The 22,448-nt window shown below is 73.1% G+C and carries 24 protein-coding genes; 15 read left to right on the top strand and 9 right to left on the bottom strand.

From position 1 onward, the window contains the following. Positions 1-69: 69 nt before the first annotated feature. From ACZ6ZR_RS37460 to ACZ6ZR_RS37435, 6 genes are all read left to right on the top strand, one after another. The gene (locus ACZ6ZR_RS37460; RefSeq protein WP_465650321.1) at positions 70-1,851 is read left to right on the top strand and encodes a DEAD/DEAH box helicase; all 1,782 of its coding nucleotides are present in this window, start codon (positions 70-72) and stop codon (positions 1,849-1,851) included. Between the two features lie 287 nt (positions 1,852-2,138). Next, a complete protein-coding gene (locus ACZ6ZR_RS37455) occupies positions 2,139-3,005 on the top strand; it encodes an alpha/beta fold hydrolase (RefSeq protein WP_465650315.1) in 867 nt (288 codons plus the stop codon). Positions 3,006-3,287: 282 nt separating this feature from the next. Beyond that, on the top strand, positions 3,288-3,434 hold the full coding sequence (locus ACZ6ZR_RS37450) for a hypothetical protein (protein ID WP_345287319.1): 147 nt from the start codon (positions 3,288-3,290) through the stop codon (positions 3,432-3,434). Between the two features lie 243 nt (positions 3,435-3,677). Continuing rightward, positions 3,678-4,316: a DUF6758 family protein gene (locus tag ACZ6ZR_RS37445; protein ID WP_465650313.1), complete on the top strand. Its 639-nt coding sequence runs from the start codon at positions 3,678-3,680 to the stop codon at positions 4,314-4,316. Positions 4,317-4,386: 70 nt separating this feature from the next. Continuing rightward, positions 4,387-5,235 (top strand): PHP domain-containing protein, encoded by an 849-nt coding sequence (locus ACZ6ZR_RS37440; protein WP_465650311.1) that lies wholly within the window; start codon positions 4,387-4,389, stop codon positions 5,233-5,235. 76 nt (positions 5,236-5,311) lie between these two features. Then, a complete protein-coding gene (locus ACZ6ZR_RS37435) occupies positions 5,312-5,926 on the top strand; it encodes a MarC family protein (RefSeq protein WP_465650309.1) in 615 nt (204 codons plus the stop codon). A gap of 14 nt (positions 5,927-5,940) precedes the next feature. Here the strand turns inward: ACZ6ZR_RS37435 and ACZ6ZR_RS37430 are convergent, their stop codons facing one another. After that, the gene (locus tag ACZ6ZR_RS37430) at positions 5,941-6,558 is read right to left on the bottom strand and encodes a suppressor of fused domain protein (protein ID WP_465650307.1); all 618 of its coding nucleotides are present in this window, start codon (positions 6,556-6,558) and stop codon (positions 5,941-5,943) included. A gap of 488 nt (positions 6,559-7,046) precedes the next feature. Here ACZ6ZR_RS37430 and corA point away from each other — a divergent pair, with 488 nt between their 5' ends. After that, positions 7,047-8,159 carry a magnesium/cobalt transporter CorA gene (corA, locus tag ACZ6ZR_RS37425; RefSeq protein WP_465650305.1) on the top strand — a complete coding sequence of 371 codons (1,113 nt, stop codon included), beginning with the start codon at positions 7,047-7,049 and terminating at the stop codon, positions 8,157-8,159. 7 nt (positions 8,160-8,166) lie between these two features. On the opposite strand, the gene ACZ6ZR_RS37420 is transcribed toward corA, so the two are convergent. Then, positions 8,167-9,111 (bottom strand): DMT family transporter, encoded by a 945-nt coding sequence (locus ACZ6ZR_RS37420; RefSeq protein ID WP_465650304.1) that lies wholly within the window; start codon positions 9,109-9,111, stop codon positions 8,167-8,169. 120 nt (positions 9,112-9,231) lie between these two features. Here ACZ6ZR_RS37420 and ACZ6ZR_RS37415 point away from each other — a divergent pair, with 120 nt between their 5' ends. Together ACZ6ZR_RS37415 and ACZ6ZR_RS37410 are read left to right on the top strand one after the other, a co-directional pair. Continuing rightward, a complete protein-coding gene (locus ACZ6ZR_RS37415; RefSeq protein WP_465650302.1) occupies positions 9,232-9,765 on the top strand; it encodes a pyridoxamine 5'-phosphate oxidase family protein in 534 nt (177 codons plus the stop codon). Between the two features lie 207 nt (positions 9,766-9,972). Continuing rightward, positions 9,973-10,791, top strand: coding sequence for a MerR family transcriptional regulator (locus tag ACZ6ZR_RS37410; RefSeq protein ID WP_465650300.1), 819 nt, complete (start codon positions 9,973-9,975; stop codon positions 10,789-10,791). 7 nt (positions 10,792-10,798) lie between these two features. Here ACZ6ZR_RS37410 and ACZ6ZR_RS37405 read toward each other — a convergent pair whose 3' ends face one another. Beyond that, positions 10,799-11,215, bottom strand: a complete 417-nt coding sequence (locus ACZ6ZR_RS37405) for a VOC family protein (protein WP_465650298.1) — start codon at positions 11,213-11,215, stop codon at positions 10,799-10,801. 145 nt (positions 11,216-11,360) lie between these two features. On the opposite strand from ACZ6ZR_RS37405, the gene ACZ6ZR_RS37400 reads away from it, so the two are divergent. The 3 genes from ACZ6ZR_RS37400 to ACZ6ZR_RS37390 are packed head-to-tail and all read left to right on the top strand — an operon-like array spanning position 11,361 to position 14,507. Then, positions 11,361-12,665 carry a magnesium transporter MgtE N-terminal domain-containing protein gene (locus tag ACZ6ZR_RS37400; RefSeq protein ID WP_465650296.1) on the top strand — a complete coding sequence of 435 codons (1,305 nt, stop codon included), beginning with the start codon at positions 11,361-11,363 and terminating at the stop codon, positions 12,663-12,665. Continuing rightward, positions 12,655-13,290 carry a DUF1003 domain-containing protein gene (locus ACZ6ZR_RS37395; protein WP_465650294.1) on the top strand — a complete coding sequence of 212 codons (636 nt, stop codon included), beginning with the start codon at positions 12,655-12,657 and terminating at the stop codon, positions 13,288-13,290. Before ACZ6ZR_RS37400 ends, ACZ6ZR_RS37395 begins: the two co-directional genes overlap by 11 nt. Positions 13,291-13,346: 56 nt before the next feature. Further along, positions 13,347-14,507 carry an Mrp/NBP35 family ATP-binding protein gene (locus tag ACZ6ZR_RS37390; protein WP_465650292.1) on the top strand — a complete coding sequence of 387 codons (1,161 nt, stop codon included), beginning with the start codon at positions 13,347-13,349 and terminating at the stop codon, positions 14,505-14,507. 81 nt (positions 14,508-14,588) lie between these two features. Here the strand turns inward: ACZ6ZR_RS37390 and ACZ6ZR_RS37385 are convergent, their stop codons facing one another. The 5 genes from ACZ6ZR_RS37385 to sigE form a co-directional block, all read right to left on the bottom strand. Then, a complete protein-coding gene (locus ACZ6ZR_RS37385) occupies positions 14,589-15,392 on the bottom strand; it encodes a DUF4231 domain-containing protein (RefSeq protein WP_465650290.1) in 804 nt (267 codons plus the stop codon). Between the two features lie 25 nt (positions 15,393-15,417). Further along, complete coding sequence (locus ACZ6ZR_RS37380; RefSeq protein ID WP_465650288.1) at positions 15,418-16,068, bottom strand: hypothetical protein; 651 nt, start codon at positions 16,066-16,068, stop codon at positions 15,418-15,420. 119 nt (positions 16,069-16,187) lie between these two features. After that, on the bottom strand, positions 16,188-16,604 hold the full coding sequence (locus ACZ6ZR_RS37375; protein WP_465650286.1) for a sec-independent translocase: 417 nt from the start codon (positions 16,602-16,604) through the stop codon (positions 16,188-16,190). A gap of 151 nt (positions 16,605-16,755) precedes the next feature. Continuing rightward, positions 16,756-17,652, bottom strand: a complete 897-nt coding sequence (locus ACZ6ZR_RS37370; RefSeq protein ID WP_465650284.1) for a zf-HC2 domain-containing protein — start codon at positions 17,650-17,652, stop codon at positions 16,756-16,758. After that, a complete protein-coding gene (gene sigE / locus ACZ6ZR_RS37365; protein ID WP_465650319.1) occupies positions 17,649-18,347 on the bottom strand; it encodes an RNA polymerase sigma factor SigE in 699 nt (232 codons plus the stop codon). The genes ACZ6ZR_RS37370 and sigE overlap by 4 nt, the downstream gene beginning before the upstream one ends. Before the next feature lie 257 nt (positions 18,348-18,604). Here sigE and ACZ6ZR_RS37360 point away from each other — a divergent pair, with 257 nt between their 5' ends. Then, complete coding sequence (locus tag ACZ6ZR_RS37360; RefSeq protein ID WP_465650317.1) at positions 18,605-19,270, top strand: O-methyltransferase; 666 nt, start codon at positions 18,605-18,607, stop codon at positions 19,268-19,270. Between the two features lie 100 nt (positions 19,271-19,370). Here the strand turns inward: ACZ6ZR_RS37360 and ACZ6ZR_RS37355 are convergent, their stop codons facing one another. Then, positions 19,371-19,538, bottom strand: a complete 168-nt coding sequence (locus ACZ6ZR_RS37355) for a DUF3117 domain-containing protein (RefSeq protein WP_345287293.1) — start codon at positions 19,536-19,538, stop codon at positions 19,371-19,373. A 292-nt stretch (positions 19,539-19,830) separates the two neighbouring features. Here ACZ6ZR_RS37355 and ACZ6ZR_RS37350 point away from each other — a divergent pair, with 292 nt between their 5' ends. Beyond that, positions 19,831-20,631, top strand: a complete 801-nt coding sequence (locus ACZ6ZR_RS37350; protein ID WP_465650282.1) for an enoyl-CoA hydratase-related protein — start codon at positions 19,831-19,833, stop codon at positions 20,629-20,631. A 339-nt stretch (positions 20,632-20,970) separates the two neighbouring features. Further along, positions 20,971-22,233: an IS701 family transposase gene (locus ACZ6ZR_RS37345; RefSeq protein WP_465650280.1), complete on the top strand. Its 1,263-nt coding sequence runs from the start codon at positions 20,971-20,973 to the stop codon at positions 22,231-22,233. The last annotated feature ends 215 nt before the right edge of the window (positions 22,234-22,448 follow it).

The following is a 22,448-nucleotide window of genomic DNA, read 5'->3' as shown; positions in this document are numbered from 1 at the left end:
CGCACCCGCGCCCCGCACCGGGCCGCTCGGGTCGGCAGGGCACAGGGGCCGGCGCGGTTGTGCGACCTCGTGACGACGGGACGGGCCGCTAGACGGCCCTCGACCGGGCACGGGGCTGCCACGCCGCCTCTCTCGCTCTCGGCCCACCCACATGGAAGAGGCAGCACCCTGTCCACCACCGTTGAACCCACCAAGACCACCTTCCGGGACCTGGGCATCCTGGCCGAGACCGCCGAGGCCCTGGAGGCCGTCGGGATCGTCCACCCCTTCCCGATCCAGGAGATGACCCTCCCGGTCGCGCTGACCGGCCACGACGTCATCGGCCAGGCCAAGACCGGCACCGGCAAGACCCTCGGCTTCGGCCTCCCGCTGATCGAGCGGGTCGTCGTCAAGGCCGACGTGGACGCCGGCCGGGCCACTCCCGAGCAGCTCACCGAGAGCCCGCAGGCGCTCATCGTGGTCCCCACCCGCGAGCTCTGCACCCAGGTCACCAACGACCTGCAGACCGCCGGCAAGGTCCGCAACGTCCGCGTCCTCGCCATCTACGGCGGCCGGGCCTACGAGCCGCAGGTCGAGGCGCTCAAGAAGGGCGTCGACATCATCGTCGGCACCCCGGGCCGTCTGCTCGACCTGGCCGGCCAGCGCAAGCTGGACCTCTCCAAGGTCCGCGCGCTGGTCCTCGACGAGGCCGACGAGATGCTCGACCTGGGCTTCCTGCCGGACGTCGAGAAGATCATCACCATGCTGCCCGCCAAGCGGCAGACCCTGCTCTTCTCGGCCACCATGCCCGGCCAGGTCATCTCGCTTGCCCGCCGGTACATGAGCCAGCCGACCCACATCCGGGCCGCCGCCCCGGACGACACCGGCGCCACCGTCGCCAACATCGAGCAGCACGTCTTCCGCGCGCACTCGCTCGACAAGGTCGAGATGGTCGCCCGCATCCTCCAGGCCGACGGCCGGGGCCTGGCGATGATCTTCTGCCGCACCAAGCGCACCGCCGCCGACGTCGCCGACCAGCTGACCCAGCGCGGCTTCGCCGCCGGCGCGGTCCACGGCGACCTCGGCCAGGGCGCCCGCGAGCAGGCGCTGCGCGCCTTCCGCTCCGGCAAGGTCGACGTGCTGGTCTGCACCGACGTCGCGGCCCGCGGCATCGACGTCGAGGGCGTCACGCACGTCATCAACTACCAGTGCACCGAGGACGAGAAGACCTACCTGCACCGGATCGGCCGCACCGGCCGCGCCGGCGCTTCGGGCACCGCCGTCACCCTGGTCGACTGGGACGACATCCCGCGCTGGCAGCTCATCAACAAGGCGCTGGAGCTGCCGTTCCCCGACCCGGAGGAGACCTACTCCACCTCGCCGCACCTCTACGAGCTGCTCAAGATCGCGCCCGGCATCACCGGTGTCCTGCCGCGCTCCGAGCGGACCAGGGCCGGCCTGAAGGCGGAGGAGATCGAGGACCTCGGCGAGACCGGCGGCCGCGGCGCCCGCCCCCGCACCGGCGCCCGTCGCGGTGCCCCCGCCGAGGCGGCTCCCGTCGCCACCGAGAAGCCGGCCCGCAAGCCGCGCGAGCGCCGCCGCACCCGCGCCGGCCTGACCGCCGACGGCCAGCCCCTCACCGAGGCCACCCCGGTGATCCCGGCCCAGGCCGGCGAGGCCACCCCGGCCGTCGACGGCGAGGCCCCCAAGCGCCGCCGTCGCCGCCCCCGCGCGGCCGCCGCCTCCACCGACGCCGTCGCCGAGGCCCCCGCCACCACCGAGGCCGCCCCGGCCGCCGACGGCGAGGCCCCCAAGCGCCGCACCCGCACGCGCACCCGCCGCCCCGCCGCGGAGGCCCCGGCCTCGGAGTAACCGCCCTCGGACCGCCCGGAGGGCGGTCAGGGGCGCGGGGAACTGCGCGAATCGGAAGACACGGACCCGTGTGCCGGGTACGGACAGCCACTTGCAAGTGCGCCTCCGTACCCGGCACACGGGTCACTTTCTTCCGCCTCGCGCAGTTCCGCCCCCGGTGTGACCACTACCAACGCAGCGCCGCAGGCCCCCGCGCCCCCGAGGTGTAACCACCACCAACCCGTGCCGCAGGCCCCGGGGTGCAACTACCGACGCTGCGCCGCAGGCTGTGGCCTACGCTCTGCTGCGTGAGCACTCCCCCGTTCCTGAAGCTGCCCGTCTGTGCCAGTGCCGTCCGGCTGGCCACCTCCAGGGGGAGCTTCGCCGCCTTCGTGGGGGAACCGGCCGGGCCGGTCCGCGGCACCGCCCTGCTGGTACCGGGTTTCACCGGCAGCAAGGAGGACTTCATCGCCCTCCTGGAGCCGCTCGCCGCGCGCGGCTACCGCACCGTGGCGATCGACCAGCGCGGCCAGTTCGAGACCGGGGGCCCGGCCGGCACCGCCGCCTACGCGATCGGCGAGCTGGCGCTGGACGTGCTGGCGCTGACCGCCGCGCTGCCCACCGACGCCCCGTGCCACCTGCTGGGGCACTCCTTCGGCGGTCAGGTCGCCCGCGAGGCGGTGCTGACGGCCACTCGGCAACCGCTCCCGTGGAGTTCGCTGACCCTGCTCTCGACCGGCCCCGGGGCGATCGACCCGTCGGAGGCGGCCCGTACCGGGCTGCTCACCGACGCGCTGGCCGGCGGTCTGACGCTGGAGGAGATCTGGCAGCTGATGCGGGAGATGGACAAGGAGAAGGACCGGCCCTCCCCGGATCCCGAGATCGGTGCCTTCCTGCACCGCCGCTGGCTGGCCAACCGCCCGGAGGCGCTGATCGCGATGGGCGGCCACCTGGTCGCCGCGCCGGACCGGGTGGCGGAGCTGGCCGCCGTCGGACTGCCGGCCCAGGTGGTCTCCGGGGAGCAGGACTACGCCTGGCCGGTGGCGGAGCAGGTCGCGATGGCCGCCCGCCTCGGCGCCCCGCACACCACCGTCCCGGGGGCGCTGCACTCCCCCAACGCGGAGCAGCCCGCCGCCACCGCCGCGGTACTCGCCGGTTTCTGGGACCTGACCTGACGGAATGCCCCCACGCCGTCCACGGCGCGGGGGCAGCACGGGCACAATTTCTTTAGTTCAGGTAATCTTTGATTCTGTCCGGGAATCACCGAGCCCGGCGCCTGGTTGTAGAGCACGAAGCACACCGGCGCCGATGCGCCGAAACCGGGACTTAACGGGCGGGCAATCGCCCGGATTCAGCAGTGCGAGACCGTACGTAGCAGGACAGCACCACACCCGGACGACGAAGACCGAGCTGTCACAACAGCCCCGCCACGAGCGGGGCACCGAAGGGAGCGACCCATGCGTTTCGAGATCCTCCGCCTGGACGACATCCAGGGCGCCGCCACCGACCGTCTGATCGCCGACGCGGACACCGTCCGCGAGTACGTGGAGCGCGCCGCCCGCACCGGCGAGCGCATCTACATCCGCCCGTGCAAGACGGCCTGACCGGCGGCGGGCCGGCCGAGGCCGCGTCCCACGTCCCGAGGCTCGCTGACGCCCCGTCACCCCCAACCGGGTGACGGGGCGTCAGTGCGTTCCCGCACGACCCCGCGTGGCCCCCGCGCACGTTTGCCGCGCCCCCGCACGGGACATCCCCCAACGGGGCAGCCCTTCACCCCCGGCGGAGCGGCACTCCATCCGGGTGATCGTCCTTGACGCGGCGCTCCGGGAGGAGGACCGTTGTCCGTCATGAGGGGCGAGCCAAGCTGCCCGAGGTGTGGTGCCCGGGTCCGCGCACCCGGTCTCTTCTCCGACACCTGGCAGTGTGACCAGCACGGCGCGGTCCATCCGATGCAGCCCGTGCTGCCGCCGAGCGTCGAGGCGCTCGGGGTGGCCGTCGCCCGGTCCCAGGTGCCCGTCTGGCTGCCCTGGCCACTGCCGGTCGGCTGGCTGTTCACCGGGATCGCGCACGCGGGTGACGACGTGTCAGGCGCCCGCGCCACCGCCGTGGCCTGTTCAGGACCGGCCCCGCTCGGCGGCTTCGGCGAGCTGGTGCTGGTGGCCGAGGAGCTGGGCGTCGGGCTCGGTGCCCGGTACGCGGGGCTGCCCGGCCCCGATCCGGGTGACTCGGTCTCGCTCTACAAGCCCGCCGACGCCAAGCTGACCGCGGCCGGCCGGCCCACCCCGATGTTCCACGTCCCCGACGCCCCGGACGACCGCGCGGTGTACGTCGGCGAGGCGCGCGGGCTCTGGCTCTGGGCGATCGCCTGGCCCGAGCAGTCGGCGCTGATGATGCACGACGAGCTGGTCCTGACCGACCTGCGGGACGCCGGGGCCGAGCTCAGCCTGCTGCCCTGCGGGGCACCCTCCCCGCGCCTGCTGGGGTAGCACCGGTACCGGGGGTGACGGGTCGTAGGCTGAGCGCCCACGACACCCGGCCCCGAGGAGCGACCAGCCCGTGCGCATCGACCTGCACGCCCACAGCAACGCCTCGGACGGCACCGACTCCCCCGCCGAGCTGGTGGCCGCCGCCGTGGCGGCCGGGCTGGACGTGGTGGCGCTGACCGACCACGACACGGTGGCCGGGTACGGCGAGGCGGCCGCGGCGGTGCGCGGCACGGGGCTGACGCTGGTGCCCGGCGCGGAGCTGTCCTGCCGGACCGGCGGGATCTCGATGCACCTGCTGGCCTACCTCTTCGACCCGGCCGAGCCGGAGTTCGCGGCCGAGCGCGAACTGGTCCGCACCGACCGCTTCCGCCGGGGCCGGGCGGTGGTGGAGAAGTGCGTGGAGCTCGGGGCGCCGATCAGCTGGGAGCAGGTCGAGCGGATCGCCGGGGCGGGGAGCGTCGGGCGGCCGCACATCGCCAGCGCGCTGGTTGAGGCCGGGGTGGTGCCGGACGTCTCGGCGGCCTTCACCGCCGACTGGCTGGCCAACGGCGGCCGGGCCGACGTGCCCAAGCACGAGACCGACCCGGTGACGGCCGTCCGGCTGGTCCGGGCGGCCGGCGGGGTGCCGGTCTTCGCCCACCCGGGCGCGGTGAAGCGCGGCCGCACGGTCTCCGACCAGACCATCCGGGAGCTGGCCGAGGCGGGTCTCGGCGGCCTGGAGGTCGACCACATGGACCACGACCCCGAGACCCGGGACCGGCTGCGCGCCCTGGCGGCCGAGCTGGGCCTGCTGGCTACCGGCTCCAGCGACTACCACGGCAGCCGCAAGACCGTCCGGCTCGGCGAGCACACCACCGCCCCGGCGGTCTACGAGGCGCTGCTCGCACAGGCGAAGGGCGCGGCGCCGATCACCGGCTGACCTGGCGTCATGGCTCGACGAATCGGACAATTCGTCACATGAGCCGCGCACCAGCCCCGTTCACGGGCATTCGCCGATGAGCTTCTTCGACCTGACCACCTTCGGATCGCTCTTCGTCACCCTGTTCGTGATCATGGACCCGCCGGGGACCATCCCGATCTTCCTGGCCCTGACCTCCGGCCGGGCGGCCAAGGTGCAGCGGAAGATGGCCTGGCAGGCCGCCGCCGTGGCGCTCGGGGTGATCACCTGCTTCGGGCTGTTCGGCCAGCAGATCCTGGACTACCTGCACGTGTCGATCCCGGCGCTCCAGGTCTCCGGCGGCATCCTGCTGCTGCTGATCGCGCTGGACCTGCTCACCGGGAAGATCGAGGAGCCGACCCAGACCAAGGACGTGAACGTCGCCCTGGTCCCGCTCGGCACCCCGCTGCTGGCCGGGCCCGGGGCGATCGTTGCGGTGATCCTGGCGGTGCAGGGGGCGGACGGCGCGGCCCAGGAGTTCTCGGTCTGGACCGCGATCGTGGCCATGCACGTGGTGATGTGGCTGACCATGCGGTTCTCGCTGGTGATCATCCGGTTGATCAAGGAGGGCGGCGTCGTCCTGATCACCCGGCTCTCCGGGCTGCTGCTCTCGGCCATCGCGGTGCAGCTGGTGGCCAGCGGCGTCTACGGCTTCGTCAAGGACTACCAGTAGGACCTGACCCCGCCTCAGTCCAGCGGTACGCCGCGCCGCTCCGGGTCCCGCAGGTCGGTGCCGTGCCGCAGCCAGCGCTCCTCCAGCTCGGCCGCGCCGTGCACCCGCTTGTGCGCCGCCTCGTTGGGCGTCATCGGCAGCAGCGGCAGGAAGCGGACCGGCTCGGCCGGTTCCGCCAGCTCCAGGTCGGGCACCAGCCCGCCGGGCTCACCGGTCAGCACCGAGGTGAACGGGGCGCCGGCCCAGAGCGGGGAGCCGAGGTCCAGCGAGGCGCCGGGGGCCACCACCAGGCCCTCGACCTGAGGGGTGGCGGCGAAGGTGGCCAGCGTGCGGAGCACGTCGTCGCGCCCCCCACGGACCGTCAGCACCAGTTCGGTGCGCGGCCCGCGGACCGGATCGGCCACCACCGCGGTGGGGTCGGTCATCGGGGCAGCTGACATTCCGAGCGTGACGTACCTCACCAGTCCGGCCTCGTCCGGGCCGAAGCGCAGCACCTCGATCCGGTCCGCGCCGAGGAAGGTGACGGCGGCCCGGCCGCTCGGTTCGCCGAAAGTCGCCAGCAAGCGGGCCTCGACGGCGGCCAGCACGGCCGTGCGGGAGAGCTCGGCGGGGTCGTGGAAGTCGTGCGCCATGGGCTGACCCTAACGCCCTGTTGACAACCGGGACGTGCGGACCCCCAGCGCTGGCGGCCCGTCAACTGTTAGGGTATGGAGCTGGCCACTGGGGCATCACACCTACAGGGCCACGACGTGAAGGAGGTGGTTGTGGTGGATACCAGCCGACCATGCAGTACCGGCAGCTCTGCCCGGCCGCGTCGCCTCCGCTCCGTCCTCGTCACCCTCGCCTGAGGCCCCTCTTCGCAGGGCCCCTCCGCACAGGGCACCGTCCGATCGCCCCACTGATCGGCCGAACGAGCACCTGAGGCAGCGTCACGTCCGGCCGGGAGAGCACCTTCCCCGGAGTCGGGACGTCCAAACCGCGCCCCAGCAAGGCAGCAGGACTTCTTCCCCGGCTCCGGAAACACGGCCTCGGCCGCTTCGAACGTGCCGCCCCGCCCCGCCGCACCACGGCCTGTCATCCGCGCGCCGCCGTGCGACGGTTCCTGCCCGAGGAGCCCGTCATGTCGATGATCGACAACCTCCGTGCCGTCGTCCGCCCACGCCCGCGCCGGGCCGTCCCGAAGTACGACGCCGCCACCGGCGACCAGAGCGCCTCCGCCGTGGTCGACTGCGCCGTCTACCTGGACGGCAAGCGGGCCGGCGCCCGGTGCAGCCCCCGCGAGGCGGCCCGTCAGGTCCGCGCGGCCCGGGAGACGGATGCAGGATCGTTCAGCTGGATCGGCCTGCACGAGCCCACCGAGGCCGAGTTCGAGGGCATCGCCCAGCGCTTCGGCCTGCACCCGCTGGCGGTGGAGGACGCGGTGCACGCGCACCAGCGCCCCAAGGTGGAGCGCTACGACGACGTGCTGTTCGCGGTCTTCAAGACCATCCGCTACGTGGAGCACGACGCGCTCACCCCGACCAGCGAGGTGATCGAGAGCGGCGAGCTGATGGTCTTCGTCGGCCCCGACTTCGTGATCACCGTCCGGCACGGCGGCCACAGCTCGCTCACCCAGCTGCGCCACCGGCTGGAGAGCGACGGCGGCGGCGAGCTGCTGGCCAAGGGCCCGTCCGCCGTGCTGCACGCCATCGCCGACCAGGTGGTGGACCAGTACCTGCTGGTGGCCGACCGGCTCCAGGCCGACGTGGACGACATCGAGTTCGACGTCTTCGCCAACAAGGGCGGGCGCGGCGCCGACGTCGGCCGGGTCTACCAACTCAAGCGCGAGGTCCTGGAGTTCAAGCGCGCGGTCACCCCGCTGCTGCGCCCGATGCAGCAGCTCTCCGAGCCGGGCCAGCGGCTGGTCGACCCGGACATCCGCAAGTACTTCCGCGACGTGGCGGACCACCTGACCCGGGTGGTCGAGCAGGTGCACGGCTTCGACGAGTTGCTCAACTCGCTGCTCCAGGCCAACCTGGCCCAGGTCTCGGTGGCGCAGAACGAGGACATGCGCAAGATCACCGCCTGGGCGGCCATCTTCGCCGTCTCCACCATGGTCACCGGCGTCTACGGGATGAACTTCGACTACATGCCGGAGCTGCACACCAAGTACGGCTACCCGATCGTGATGGCCTGCATCGGGGTGCTCTGCGTCGGCATGTACCGGGGCTTCCGGCGCAACGGCTGGCTCTGAGCCCCCGTCATCTGCCGCTCTGGCCCCGGACCACCAGGGCCAGGCCGGCCAGGATCACCAGCAGCGCCGGGTAGGCGGCCACCGGGGGCAGCTGGCCCAGCCAGAGGGCGGCGATCAGCGCCGCACCCGGGGTCTCCAGCAGGATCGCGGTCGAGGTGACGGTGGGGCCGAGGGTGCGCACCACCCGGTTGCTCAGCGAGTGGCCGAGCAGTTGGGCGGCCACCATCAGCAGCGCGATCTGCCACCAGACCCCGGCGTCCCACCCGCTCATCGGGGTGCCGGCGGCCAGGCAGATGACCAGCAGCACCACCGCGGTGGTGGTGTAGCAGACCAGCGTGTACGCCGTGGTGCTGACGGTCCGTCGGACCTCGGCACCGAGCAGCATGTACCCGGCGGCGGCCAGCCCGGCGCCGAGCGCCAGCGCGTCCCCGAGCAGGGCGCGCGGGGAGAGCGACATGTCGACCCCGGTCAGCACCAGCACCCCGGCGAAGGCCACGCAGGTGCCGGCCCAGACCAGCCGGGGCGCGCGGTGGCCGAGCAGCCGCATCAGCAGGATGGTCCAGAGCGGGGTGGTGGTGACCAGCGCGGTGGCCGAGGCCACCGAGGTCATCCGCAGGCTGGGCATCCAGAGCGCGAAGTGCAGCCCCAGCAGCACGCCGGCCGCGACCGCCAGCAGCAGCGCCCGGCGGCCGATCCCGCGCAGCTCGGCGCGGTGCCGCAGCAGCGCGTACGGGCCGAGCACGCCCACCGACATGACGTTGCGCCAGAACGCGATGGCCAGCGCGGGGGCGGCGGTCGCGGTGATCAGCGGCGCGGAGAGCGAGATGCCGGTGATCGAGACGGCCAGCAGCACCAGGTCCGTCCTCGGCAACGCGGCCCGGACGGGCGCGGCGGCGGCACCGTCGGCGGGCGCCTGGGCGGCGGTGGCGGTCTCGGACCGGGCGGCGGGCACGGCTCTCCTCGGGGTGGTGCTCGGGCTTCGGCTCTTACGGTAAGGGCTGTGACGGTCGGACGGAACTGTCGTCCTGCCTGCTGGGACATCCGGCGGACGGCAAGCCTTACGCTGTCCGCCATGGAGCCCACGATCGCCGCCGACGACCTGCTGGACCGTGCCCTGCTGGAGGAGGCCGCCAAGAAGTCCGGTCTGCTCTGGGTGCGCGCCGACGGGCAGCCGCAGGCCCGGCCGGTCTGGCACGCCTGGCACGACGGCGCGGTGGTGGTGGTCGGCGACGGTGCCGAGCAGCCGCTGCACGGCCTGACGGCCGGTCAGGGCGCCGAGGTCACGGTGCGCAGCAAGGACAAGTGGGGCCGGCTGACCGCCTGGCCGGCCCGGGTCAGCGAGCTGGCCCCCGGCAGCGAGGCCTGGACGGGCGCGGTCGAGGAGCTCAAGGGCAAGCGCCTGAACGCCCCGGACACCGACACCATCGGGGACCGCTGGGCCCGCGAGTGCCGGGTGCTCCGCCTGGAGCCGGCGGGCCCCCTCTCCGAGAAGCCCGGCGCCATGCCCGACACCTCCCACCAGGCCGTCCCGCTGCCCACCCCCGCCACCACCCGCAAGCCCATCCCGGCCGGCCTCCCCAAGCTCCTCTTCAAGCGCTCCCGCTGACCGGAAGGGCAGTGCCCAGGGGCGCGGGGAACTGCGCGAGGCGGAAGACCCGAACCCATGTGCCGGGTACGGAGAACCACTTGCAAGTGAGCGTCCGTACCCGGCACACGGGTCGCTTTCTCCCGATTCGCGCAGTTCCCCGCGCCCCTGGCCGGCCGGCCTGCGGTTGACCCTGACACCGTGTCAGGCCTTGGAGTAGCCCTCGTCATGTTCAGCATCGGAGACTTCGCGAAGCACGGCCGGGTGTCGGTCCGGATGCTCCGCCACTACGACGCCATCGGCCTGCTCGCCCCGGCCCGGGTGGACCCGTTCACGGGCTACCGGGGCTACGAGGCGGCCCAGCTCGCCCGGCTCAACCGGATCATCGCGCTCAAGGACCTCGGCTTCACCCTGCAACAGGTGGCGGCCGTGATCGACGAGCAGGTGACCCCGGACGAGCTGCGCGGCATGCTGCGCCTGCGCAGGGCCGAGCTGGCGGCGGCGGTGGCGGAGGCCGAGAGCCGCCTCACCCGGGTGGAGTCGCGGCTCCGGTCGATCGAGAGCGAGGGGCACATGCCCACCGAGGACATCGTGGTGAAGAGCCTCCCGGCGGTCCGGGTGGCCCGGCTGTCCGCCGTGGCGGAGAGCTTCGGGCCGGAGCACATCGGCCCGGTGATCGGCCCGCTGTTCGGCCGGCTCTGCGCGCTGGTCGAGCAGGCCGGCCTCACCGTGGCGGGCCCTGGTCTGGCGTACTACGAGGAGGACCGGCCGGGCTCCGAGCGGGTCCGGGCCTACGCCGCACTGCCGGTGAACACCGCGCCCGACCCGGCGTACGACTTCGAGATCGCCGACCTGCCCGCCGTGGCGCGGGCCGCCACCGTCGTCCACCGGGGCGCGCTGGACCAGGTCCTGCCGATCGAGCAGCTGCTGGCCCGCTGGGCGGACGCCACCGGCGAGCGGGCCGTCGGGTACGTCCGCGAGCTCTACCTGGAGTGCGAGGGCCGGCAGTCCACCTGGGTCACCGAGCTCCAGCAGGTCCTGGCCTGACGCCTGCTCAGGCGGTGCCGAGCGCCGCCGCGTTCGACCACTCGCGGGTGGAGAGCACCAGCCGGTAGCCGTCCGGGTCCTCGACCGTCACGCCCCACTGGTCCCAGTAGGGGTTGTGCGCGGGGACCCGCCGGCCGCCGTGCGCCTCCAGCCGCTCCACCAGCTCGGGCGGGACCTCCCCGCCCAGGTAGACCACCAGCAGGTCCTCCGCGGTCGGCCGCGGCTTGACCTCCCCCGCGTCCACCAGCTCCAGGTGCCAGGCGGCGTCCGGCCAGCCGGCCATCAGCAGGGCGTGCTCCGCCGAACCGGGCTCCGGCTCCGATCGCCAGAGCACGCTCAGCCCGAGGCCCCCGACCCAGAACCGCTCCGCCGCCGCCAGGTCCTCGCTGGGCCTGGCGATCCGTACGTGTGCCGCACCGTTCATGTGCAATCCCCTCCCGTGACAGCTGACGACCACTCCGTCTGACGGATGATCAAGTCTCCGACCGTACCGCGCCGCCGCCGGTCGGCGGGCTGCGGTCCTCCCGGGCGGGTAGCCTGGGCCGCGGATCGTCGCGAGGAGGAAGCCAATGGCAGGGCCGGGCACCCGGGTCTTCATCTCGCACCTCTCGGGGGTGGCGGTCTTCGACCCGAACGGCGACCAGGTCGGGCGGGTCCGCGACGTGGTGGTCTCGCTGCGGATCGGCGGGCGCCCGCCCCGGGTCCTCGGGCTGGTGGTCGAGGTGGTCGGCCGGCGCCGGATCTTCCTGCCGATGACCAGGGTGACCAGCCTGGAGTCCGGCCAGGTGCTCACCACCGGCGTGATCAACATGCGGCGGTTCGAGCAGCGCCCCTCCGAGACCCTGGTGCTGGCCGAGCTGCTGGACCGCACCGTCACCCGCACCAAGACCTCCGACGAGGTCACCGTGCTGGACGTGGCCATGGTGCAGACCCGGGTCCGCGAGTGGGAGATCACCAAGGTCTTCGTCCAGGTCGGCAAGGTCTCCCGGCTGCGCAAGGCCAAGGGCGAGACGCTGACCCTGGACTGGTCCGCCGTCAGCGGCTTCTCGCTGGCCGAGGAGGGCCAGGGCGCGGCCAACCTGCTGGCCACCTTCGAGCAGCTCCGCCCGGCCGACCTGGCCAACGTGATGCACCACCTCTCCCCCAAGCGCCGCGCCGAGGTGGCCGCCGCCCTCGACGACGACCGGCTGGCCGACGTGCTGGAGGAGCTGCCGGAGGACGACCAGGTCGAGATCATCGGCAAGCTCCAGGAGGAGCGGGCCGCCGACGTGCTGGAGGCGATGGACCCGGACGACGCCGCCGACCTGCTCTCCGACCTCCCCGAGGAAGCGGCCGAGCGGCTGCTGCGGCTGATGGAGCCGGACGACGCCGCCTCCGTCCGACGCCTGCTCAGCTACGAGGAGAACACCGCCGGCGGTCTGATGACCACCGAGCCGATCGTGCTGGAGCCGGACGCCACGGTGGCCGAGGCGCTGGCGAGGGTCCGGGTCTCCGACCACAAGCCGGCCCTGGCCGCCCAGGTCTACGTCTGCCGCCCGCCGAACGAGACGCCGACCGGCAAGTACCTGGGCACCATCCACTTCCAGCGGCTGCTCCGCGAGCCCCCGTACACCCTGGTCGGCTCGCTGGTCGACGACGACCTCGACCCGCTGCCGCCGGACACCCCGCTGCACCTGGTGACCAGTTACCTGGCCGCCTACAACATGGTGGCCGCGCCCGTGGTGGACGAGGCCGACCACCTGCTCGGCGCCGTCACGGTCGACGACGTGCTGGACCACCTGCTGCCGGACGACTGGCGCGAGGAGGCGCTGCACCCGGGCGAGGCCCACGACCCGCACGACCACGAGAGCGAGGTGACCACCGGTGGACGGTGACCGGAAGAACCGCCGGGACGAGTCCCCGCGCCAGCGCCTCCAGGGCGAGCTGCGCGAGCTCCGCCAACTGCGCGAGCTGCGCGCCCGCGAGGGCACCCAGCGCAGCACCAACCGCTCGGAGTCCACCGGCTCCTCGGCCCGGCCCCGGCTGGACCAGCCGCGCACCGGCCGCCCCGGGCTGTTCGCGCTGCCCGCCTACGACCCCGAGGCCTTCGGCAAGCTCTCCGAGCGGATCGCCCGCTTCCTCGGCACCGGCCGGTTCATCGTCTGGATGACGGTGGTGATCATCGCCTGGGTGGTCTGGAACACCCTGGGGCCGGCGAGTTGGCGCTTCGACAACTACCCGTTCATCTTCCTCACCCTGATGCTCTCGCTCCAGGCCTCCTACGCCGCCCCGCTGATCCTGCTCGCGCAGAACCGCCAGGACGACCGGGACCGGGTCAACATGGAGCAGGACCGGGCCCGCAGCGACCGCAACATCGCCGACACCGAGTACCTCACCCGCGAGGTCGCCGCGCTGCGGCACGGCCTCGGCGAGGTCGCCACCCGCGACTTCGTCCGCTCCGAACTCCAGGCGCTGCTCAAGGAACTGGACGAACGCCGGGACCACGCCGACACGTTGTGACCCTCCGCACGTTACCGTCCGGTCGGCCGGGTGTCGCCGGGCCTTACCATCAAGGCATGGCGAACGAGACTGAGGTCACGGCAGGCGTCACGGAGGACTCCGTACGCACCGCGCTGGCGACCGTCAACGACCCGGAGATCAACCGGCCGATCACCGAGATCGGCATGGTGAAGTCGGTCGAGATCGAGGCCGGCGGCGCGGTGAAGGTGGCGGTCTACCTGACCGTCTCCGGCTGCCCGATGCGCGAGACCATCACCGAGCGGGTCACCACCGCCGTCGCCGCCGTGCCCGGGGTGACGGAGGTTCAGGTCGAGCTGGACGTGATGAGCGACGAGCAGCGGCGCGAGCTCTCCTCCCTGCTGCGCGGCGGCGCCCCCGAGCGCGAGATCCCCTTCGCCAAGCCCGGCACCCTCACCCGGGTCTACGCCGTGGCCTCCGGCAAGGGCGGCGTCGGCAAGTCCTCGGTCACCGTCAACCTGGCCGCCGCGATGGCCGCCGACGGCCTCAAGGTCGCCGTGGTCGACGCCGACATCTACGGCCACAGCGTGCCGCGCATGCTCGGCGTCGAGGGCCGGCCGACCCAGGTCGAGGACATGATCATGCCGCCGTCCTCGCACGGCGTGAAGGTCATCTCGATCGGCATGTTCACCCCCGGCAACGCGCCGGTGGTCTGGCGCGGCCCGATGCTCCACCGCGCCCTCCAGCAGTTCCTGGCCGACGTCTACTGGGGCGACCTCGACGTCCTCCTGCTGGACCTCCCGCCCGGCACCGGCGACATCGCCATCTCGGTCGCCCAGCTGGTCCCGAACGCCGAGATCCTGATCGTCACCACCCCGCAGATGGCCGCCGCCGAGGTGGCCGAGCGGGCCGGCACCATCGCGCTGCAGACCCACCAGAAGATCGTCGGCGTGATCGAGAACATGTCGGGCATGCCCTGCCCGCACTGCGACGAGATGATCGACGTCTTCGGCACCGGCGGCGGCCAGACCGTCGCCGACGCCCTCACCCGCTCGGTCGGCGCCACCGTCCCGGTCCTCGGCTCCATCCCGATCGACGTCCGCCTGCGCGAGGGCGGCGACGACGGCCGCCCGGTCGTCCTCTCCAACCCCGAGTCCCCCGCCGGCGCCGCCCTGCGCACCATCGCCGGCAAGCTCGGCGGCCGCCAGCGCGGCCTCTCCGGCCTCTCCCTCGGCCTCACCCCGAAGAACAAGTTCTGACGCGGAGCCGGCCACCGGCCTCGACGGCCCCAGGACCACCTGTCCTGGGGCCGTCCCCGTCCGGTGCCGGCCCGGAGGGCCTCAGACGGTGGCGTCGCGCCCCTCGGCGGGCTGGTCCAGCTGCTGCTGCCGCTTGCGCTGTTCCAGCCGGAGGAACTCGACCCGCTCGGTGAACTCGCTCATCGCGGCCTCGTCCTCCTTCCCGGCGTACGTGCCGATGCCCAACTCGACCGCGGTGAGCTCCTGTTCGATCGAGTCGGCGGTCTGCTGGAGGTAGAAGCTGCGCTCGCGGAACTTGAAGTAGCCGGTGAAGCCGGCCGCGACGCCGACGGCGAAGCTGATCCCGACCGTGGGCCAGCGCAGGGCCGGGTACCCGTCGGCCAGCGCCGCGACGGTGGAGGTGCCGATCGAGCCGACGATGATCACCGACTGGAGGGCGTTGTGGATCCTCCGGTAGTGGCCGCCGTCCTGACGCAGCGCCAGGACGTCCTTCGGCACCGAGTCCCGGTAGGCGAAGCGCCGCGCGTGCACCCCGAGGTCCAGGGTCGCCGCGTAGAGGCGGCGCCGTTCCTCCGCGACCGCGAGGTCCAGTTCGAGCACCGGCACCGAGCGGTCGCCGCTGCCGCGCAGTCCCTGCGCCAGCTTCGCCAGGCCCAGGCCGCAGAGCCCCAGCACGATCAGGCAGGGCAGGTTGACGGCCCACAGGTCCACCCGGCGCCAGGTGAGCACGGTGGCCGTGTAGCAGCCGCCCACGATCAGCAGGGCGAGCGCCGCCAGCCCCGTGAACGCGCGGCGCTTCAACCGGACGACGCGGATCTCCGTCTGCAGCGCCAGCACCTCGCGGTTGAGGTCCAGCAGCCGCTCCACCGGGCCGGTGCCCGTCATGTCTTCCATCCCCCCGGACACGAGCTCAGCGGCCGTCGTAGACCGTCAGGTCGGGGACGGTGGAGAAGCCGGCGCCGTACGCGCTGACGCCGCGGCCGTAGGCGCCGATGAGGACACCGGGGGCCTCGCCGGCCAGGACCCAGCCGTACTCGGACTCGCGGTAGCGGAAGGGCTGGGGAAGGCCGTTGACGGGGAGGGTGAGGGGGGACCAGCCGGGGCCGTCGAGGTCGTCGGCGAGGTCCCAGGCGAGGGCGGTCTGCTGGTCGAGCCAGTCCTGGCGCAGGGCGCGGTCGAGCTGGCCGGGCCAGGTGCCGGCGAGCAGGCCGGAGCCGGCCAGCCAGGCGGCGGAGGAGGCGGAGGTGGCCTCCAGCGTGCCGGTGTTGTCGGCGCTGCGCCGGGAGTCGCGGCGGGCCACGGTGACCACCACGGCGAACTTGCGGACGTCCCGGGGCTCGTAGGACCTGGCGGGCTCGTCCCCGTGGCCGAGGGTGCCGTAGTCGACGGGGGCGCCGTCACGGCCGCCCGCGCCGGCCTGCATCAGCCAGCGGCGCCCCGTCCAGCCGTCGTCCAGGCCGTACCAGGGGAAGTCGGCGGACCGGTACGGCGCCAACGGGTCGGCGGCGGGGCGCTTCTGCGCGCCGACCGGGGCCCCCACCGTCGTGCTGCTCGCGTCCATCCCGCTCCTCCTTGGTCACACCGCTGATTTGCACTCAGCACAGTAGCGGGCGGTGGACGCCGACGCCCCGCGCAGCGGGGCTGGCGGGGCGGCGGAGGGGAGTGCGGCCTGACGGTGGGTCAGGTGGCGTCCGGGTCGAAGGGCGGGCGCTCGCCGACCTTGAGCGGCTCGACGGTGACCGGCGGTGCGGACTTGGTCAGGTCGGCGACGGCGCGGTTGGGCGCGGGCTCGTCGTTCAGCACCGACTTGATGTCCAGGCCGTCCCGGATCTCCTTGAAGCCGAGCGGGTCCTCGTTCCCCCCGAGCAGCTGCTTGCGGACGAAGGTCTTGGGGTTCAGGTCCTCGAAGTCGAAGTCCTTGAAGTCCGGGCCGAGCTCGCTGCGGATGTCCTCCTTGGCGTTGTCGGCGAAGGAGCGCACCTTGCGGATGAAGCCCATCACGTCCTGGATCAGCTTCGGCAGCTTGTCCGGACCGAAGATCACGATGGCCAGCACGACGATCGTCAGCAACTCAAGTGGGCCTATGTCAGTGAACACCCGAGCTCCCGGCGCTGAAAAAAGAGGTCTGGACAGCAGTCAGTACAGAGTAAACGGCCCCGGCGCCGGCCAGGGATGCCCCCGGATGAAGCTGTGGCAAAAAAGCGTCCCCGCCGCGGCCCGGGCGGGCCTTCGGCGGGGACGGTGGTGCTCAACGGAAGTAGTGCTGCGGCCCGGAGGGCGACCCGTCGGGTGTGGCCGAGGGGCGCGCGCCCCGGGCCGGCTGGACAGCGCGGTCGCTCTGGAAGTCCACCGGGAGCACGGCCGCCCCGCCGGAGCCGGAGCCGCTGACCGGGGAGATCCGGGTGGGCACCGGCTGGCCGGAGACGGTGCCGACGCCGCCCAGGGTGACGGCCGCGACCGAGAAGGCCCCGGCCGCCGCGAAGACGAAGCGGCGCCCGCGCGGGGCCGACGCCCGGACCGCCGGGGGCAGTTCGGCCAGCGCGGCCAGCGGGCGGACGGCGGCGGCGACCGGACGGACCGCGGCCGCCAGCGGGCGCACCGCGGCGGCCCGGCGGGCCCTCGGGTCGAGCCCGGGCAGCGGGCTGCCGGCTCCGAGCGCACCGCCGCCGAAGGAGGACCCGGCGCCGCGGCCGAAGGAGCCGCCGGTCAGCCGGCTGCCGCCGAAGGTGCTGGGGCCCGGGTCGGGCAGCGGCGCGGAGACCGGCAGGACGGCCAACGGCCCGCCGGGGCCGCCCGGCAGGTCCTCGTCGTCGGGCAGGGCCGCCACCGCGAGCAGACGGGCCATCAGCAGGCCGGAGGGCTCGGGGCCCGCGGTGCGGGTGAGGAGCTGCTTGGCCGCCCGGCTCTCGTCCGCCTCGGCGAGGCAGTCGGGGCAGGTGGCCAGGTGCGACTGGACCCGCTCGCGGTCGTCGTGGTCGAGCTCGCCGTCGACGAAGGCGGCCAGCCGGTCACCCAGGTGGTGCTGGACCGGGGCCGGGGCCTCGGCGAGCCCGGGGTGAAGCTCCGTCAGGGGCTCGGCGCGGCGGCCGAGTGCGGCCCGGACGCTGCCGCGCCGGGACCTCCCGGTGGCGTCGGCGGAACTCACGCCGGCCCCCGTTCGCCCCCGGACCCGGCGGCCACCGCCACCTGCTCGGCCCCGCCGCGCCGGACCCGGCCCGGCACGCTGCCGGGGGCACGGTGCTTGAGCGCGGCCCGCAGGTGCGAGCGGCCACGGTGGATCCGCGAGCGCACGGTGCCGAGCTTCACGCCCAGCGTCGCGGCGATCTCCTCGTAGGAGAGGCCCTCGATGTCGCAGAGCACCACGGCCGCCCGGAACTCGGGTGCCAGGGTGTCCAGCGCCTGCTGGACGTCGGCGTCGAAGTGGGTGTCGCTGAAGTGCTGGGCCGGGCTCGGCTCCTTGGACGGCAGCCGCTCGGCGGCGTCCTCGCCCAGCGCGTCGAAGCGGATCCGCTGGCGGCGGCGGACCATGTCCAGGAACAGGTTGGTGGTGATCCGGTGCAGCCAGCCCTCGAAGGTGCCGGGCGTGTACGTGGAGAGCGAGCGGAACACCCGGACGAAGACCTCCTGGGTCAGGTCCTCGGCGTCGTGCTGATTGCCCGTCAGGCGGTAGGCCAGTCGGTACACCCGGGCGCTGTGCGCCTCGACGATCTCCGCCCAACTCGGCGGCGTCCAGGTCTGCGCGTCGGGGCCCTCGGCGAAGGTCGCGAGCGGGGCGGGGTCCGCCACCACGGTTTCGGCTGCGGTCGACGTGTCCAGGGGGGAGTGCGCAGGCTGGTTCATCACGGGCTTCGGCGTACGGATCGACGCGGTGCCGTAGGAGTGCCACGGCATCGGGGCGTCGCCCTCGGCCACACCTCCTCGGTCGGCTCTTCTGCCCAGCAGGGCCACCACCATATCCACCTCACCCGTCAGATCCGGATAAAGCACCGATTCCGGCTGCATCCACGGTGCTCCGTGCGCCGATCACCGGCCGTCTCCCGTAACAACGGCCCGTCTTCGAACGCGGTTCCCGCTCGGCCAGTAACCTGTGGCTGGAAATATCGACATCCGGCGCTCCGGAAGAGGCAGCCATCACCGACTTCGGGCCCGCGCGAGCGGCACTCGCCGACAGCTACGTCGGCGAGGACGCGGTGCTGACCTACGCCCGGGCGCACTCCGCCCGGACCGGGGTCCAGGCGATCGGGCCCGGCGGCGGGGCCGCGCTGCGGCTGCTGGCGGCGGCACTGGACGCCAAGGCGGTCGCCGAGATCGGCACCGGCACCGGTGTGTCCGGGGTCTACCTGCTGCGCGGGATGCGGCCGGACGGCGTGCTCACCACCGTCGACCTGGAGCCGGTGCTCCAGCAGTACGCCCGCGAGGCCTACCAGGCGGCGGGCTTCGCGGCGAACCGGGCCCGGTTCATCCCCGGCCGGGCGCTGGACGTGCTGCCGAGGCTCGCGGACGGCCAGTACGACCTGGTGTTCTGCGACGGCGACCCGGCCGAGTCCCGGGCCTACCTTGCAGAATCGTTGCGCCTGCTGCGGCCCGGCGGGATGGTCTGCTTCGAAGGCGTCTTCCAGCAGGGCCGGCTGGCCGAGCCCGGCCTCGACGACCCGGCCACCCACGCGGTGCGCGAACTGGTCCGGGACGTCCGGGAGAGCGAACTGTTGCTGCCCGCCCTGCTGCCGGTCAGCGACGGGCTGCTCTGCGCCGTGAAGCGCTGACGGCCCGTCCGCCCCGGGACAACGCGAAGCCCGGTTCCGGAGGACCGGAACCGGGCTCAGGTCTGCGGTCTCCGAGGAGAACGCGGCAGCACCCGCTGTGTCAGCCGGTGACGTTCTTCAGAGCCTCACCGAGGGCGCTCGCCTCATCGGGCGTGAGCTCCACCACCAGGCGTCCGCCGCCTTCGAGTGGGACGCGCATGATGATGCCCCGCCCCTCTTTGGTGACCTCGAGCGGGCCGTCACCCGTCCGCGGCTTCATGGCCGCCATGCTCGTTCCCCTTCCTGCAAACCGCTCAACAACGTCCCGGCAGTCCGTCCACCGCCGGTATCGAACGCATTGATCGGAAGCCATTATCCCGCATCCGGAGCCCGGATGACCAACGTCACTCTCTCCGCACCACCCACCACACCCCTGCGAGGTGCCCGGTGAACGGCCGGAAGCCCCGGTGGCACCAGGTGTACGGCGCCGCGAAAAGGTGCCCGAGCTCACACTCCCCCATGCCACTGACAGTCGGGCATCCTGGCACCGTCCCACCCTCAGACACCGGGAGCTGCGGTCCATGTCGGACTCCGTGCTGTACGAAATCGACGGCGGCCTGGCCGTCATCACCATCAACCGCCCCGAGGCGATGAACGCCCTGGACACGGCCACCAAGGTGGCCCTGCGGGACACCGTGACCGCCGCCGCGGCGGACTCGGCCGTCCGGGCGGTGCTGCTCACCGGAGCGGGCGGCAAGGCCTTCTGCGTCGGCCAGGACCTCAAGGAGCACCTGGGCCTGCTCAAGGCCGCCGAGGAGGGCGGGGCCCCGGCCCTGCGGACCGTCGCCGAGCACTACAACCCGCTGGTGCGGGCGCTGGCCGGGATGAACAAGCCCACGGTGGCGGCGGTCGGCGGCGTGGCGGCCGGGGCGGGCGCCTCGCTGGCCTTCGCCTGCGACTTCCGGATCGTGGCCGACACGGCCGGCTTCAACACCTCCTTCGCGGGCGTGGCGCTGACCGCCGACTCCGGGGCCTCCTGGACCCTCCCCCGGCTGGTCGGGCACGCCCGGGCGACCGAGCTGCTGATGTTCCCGCGCACCGTGAAGGCGGCCGAGGCGGCCGAACTCGGCCTGGCCACCAAGGTGGTCCCCTCCGAGGAACTCGCCACCGTGGCCCGGGAGTTCGCCCAGCGGCTGGCCGAGGGGCCGACGGTGGCACTGGGCGCGATCAAGACCGCCCTGGCCTACGGCGCGACCCACTCCCTGAGCGAGCTGCTCGACAAGGAGGACGAACTGCAGACCCTGGCCGGAGCCAGCGAGGACCACCGCATCGCGGTGGCCGCCTTCCTCGCCAAGGAACAGCCCAAGTACCTCGGCCGCTGACGCACACGGCTGCACCTCGGGGCCGAAGGCCCCAGGGGCGCGGGGAACTGCGCGAGTCGGAAGGCGGCCCACCTGCAACTGAGGCTCCGTCAGCCAGTTGCACGTGCCGCCGTTCCCCCGCGCGCCCCGCGGCGGAGCCGCAGATCAGCAGAGCCTCGCGCCCCCGGTGTGACCACTTTCGCCAGCCCCCCACCGTGCTGCCGTTCCCCCGCGCGCCCCGCGGCGGAGCCGCAGATCAGCAGAGCCTCGCCCCCCAGCGGCGTAGCCGATTTCCTAGTAGGGCTTTGTTAGGTGCCCCGGTTCTTCAAGCAGGGGTAGGGTTGTGATCTTCTTTCAGGTGTGACACCTGAGGAGATGGAAGAGGTCCGTCCGCGCCTGGAGGCGTTCGCGGCCCAGATGTTGGGTTCGCTGGCCCGTCGGGACCAGCGGGCCAAGGGCGAGCTGTACCTGCGCGGGCTGATGCTGGACGGCAAGCGCAAGTCGATGCAGCCGATGGCCGAGCGTCTGGGCGTGGACCATCAGCAGCTCCAGCAGTTCGTCTCCTCCTCCACCTGGGACTACTCCAAGGTCCGTGAGCGGCTGGCCCGTTGGGCCGCGGCTCATATCTCTCCCGAGGCGTATGCCATCGACGATGTCGGTTTCCCCAAGGACGGCTACGACTCGCCGGGCGTGGCGCGGATGTACTGCGGCGCACTGGGCAAACGCGGAAACTGCCAGATCGGCGTCAGCGTCAACCTGGTCAGCGACCGCGCGTCCTCGGCCGTCGACTGGCGCCTGTTCCTGCCCGAAAGCTGGGACGACGCCAAGCGGGGCGAGGACGCGCCGCTGGCCGAGGCGATCCAGCGCCGCCGTGCCAAGGCCGGCATCCCCGATGCGGCACGGCACCGGGAGAAGTGGCGCCTGGCCCTGGACATGCTCGACGAGGTGCGCGGGGACTGGGAGTTGCCCGACCTGCCGGTCGTCGCCGATGCCGGATACGGCGACGCCACCGGCTTTCGCGAGGGCCTGACCGAGCGCGGCCTGACCTACGCGGTCGCGGTCAAGGCCACCACCACCGCGCACCCGGGCGACGCGACGCCCGAGCGCCCGCCGTACTCCGGGCAGGGCCGCCCTCCCGTGTCCGCCTACCCCCAGCCGCACACCACCCTGCGCGCGCTGGCCCTGACAGCCGGACAAGCGGCCACCCGCACCGTCACCTGGCGCCAGGGCAGCAAGGCCACCAAGCGCAACCCGAACGCCGAGATGCGCTCGCGGTTCCTGTCCCTGCGGGTTCGCCCGGCCAACCGACACATCCGTCGAAGCGCCGACGGGGCACTGCCCGACTGCTGGCTGCTCGTCGAGTGGCCACCCGACTCCGCCGAGCCGACCGACTACTGGCTCTCGACGCTGCCCGCCGACACCCCACTGCGCGAGCTGGTCCGAATCGCCAAGATCCGCTGGCGAGTTGAGCACGACTACCGCGAGCTCAAGGACGCTCTCGGCCTGGACCACTTCGAGGGCCGCAACTACCTCGGCTGGCACCGCCACGTCACCCTCACCGCCCTCGCCCAGGCCTTCTGCACCCTGCTGCGGCTCGACCCAAAAGCCCCTGCGCCGGCCTGACCCTCTACACGGTCCTCCGCGAACTCCAGGCCCTCCTGGCCACCTGGACCGGCGCCTGCTCGATATGCGGCCAACCCACACCGACACCCGAACCCCACCACAGGACCTAACAAAGCCCTACTAGTGCCGTGCCCGGCAAGGTTTGCCCCGTCGCGTCGTTCGGTGCGTGCTGTCGGCGTGCCGGGCGAAGGCCCGTCGTAGCGGAGCTACCCGGG

This window comes from Kitasatospora sp. NPDC088742 (genome assembly GCF_055584905.1).
The sequence above is the reverse complement of the archived record's forward strand: the minus strand, read 5'-3'. Positions and strand labels throughout refer to the sequence as shown.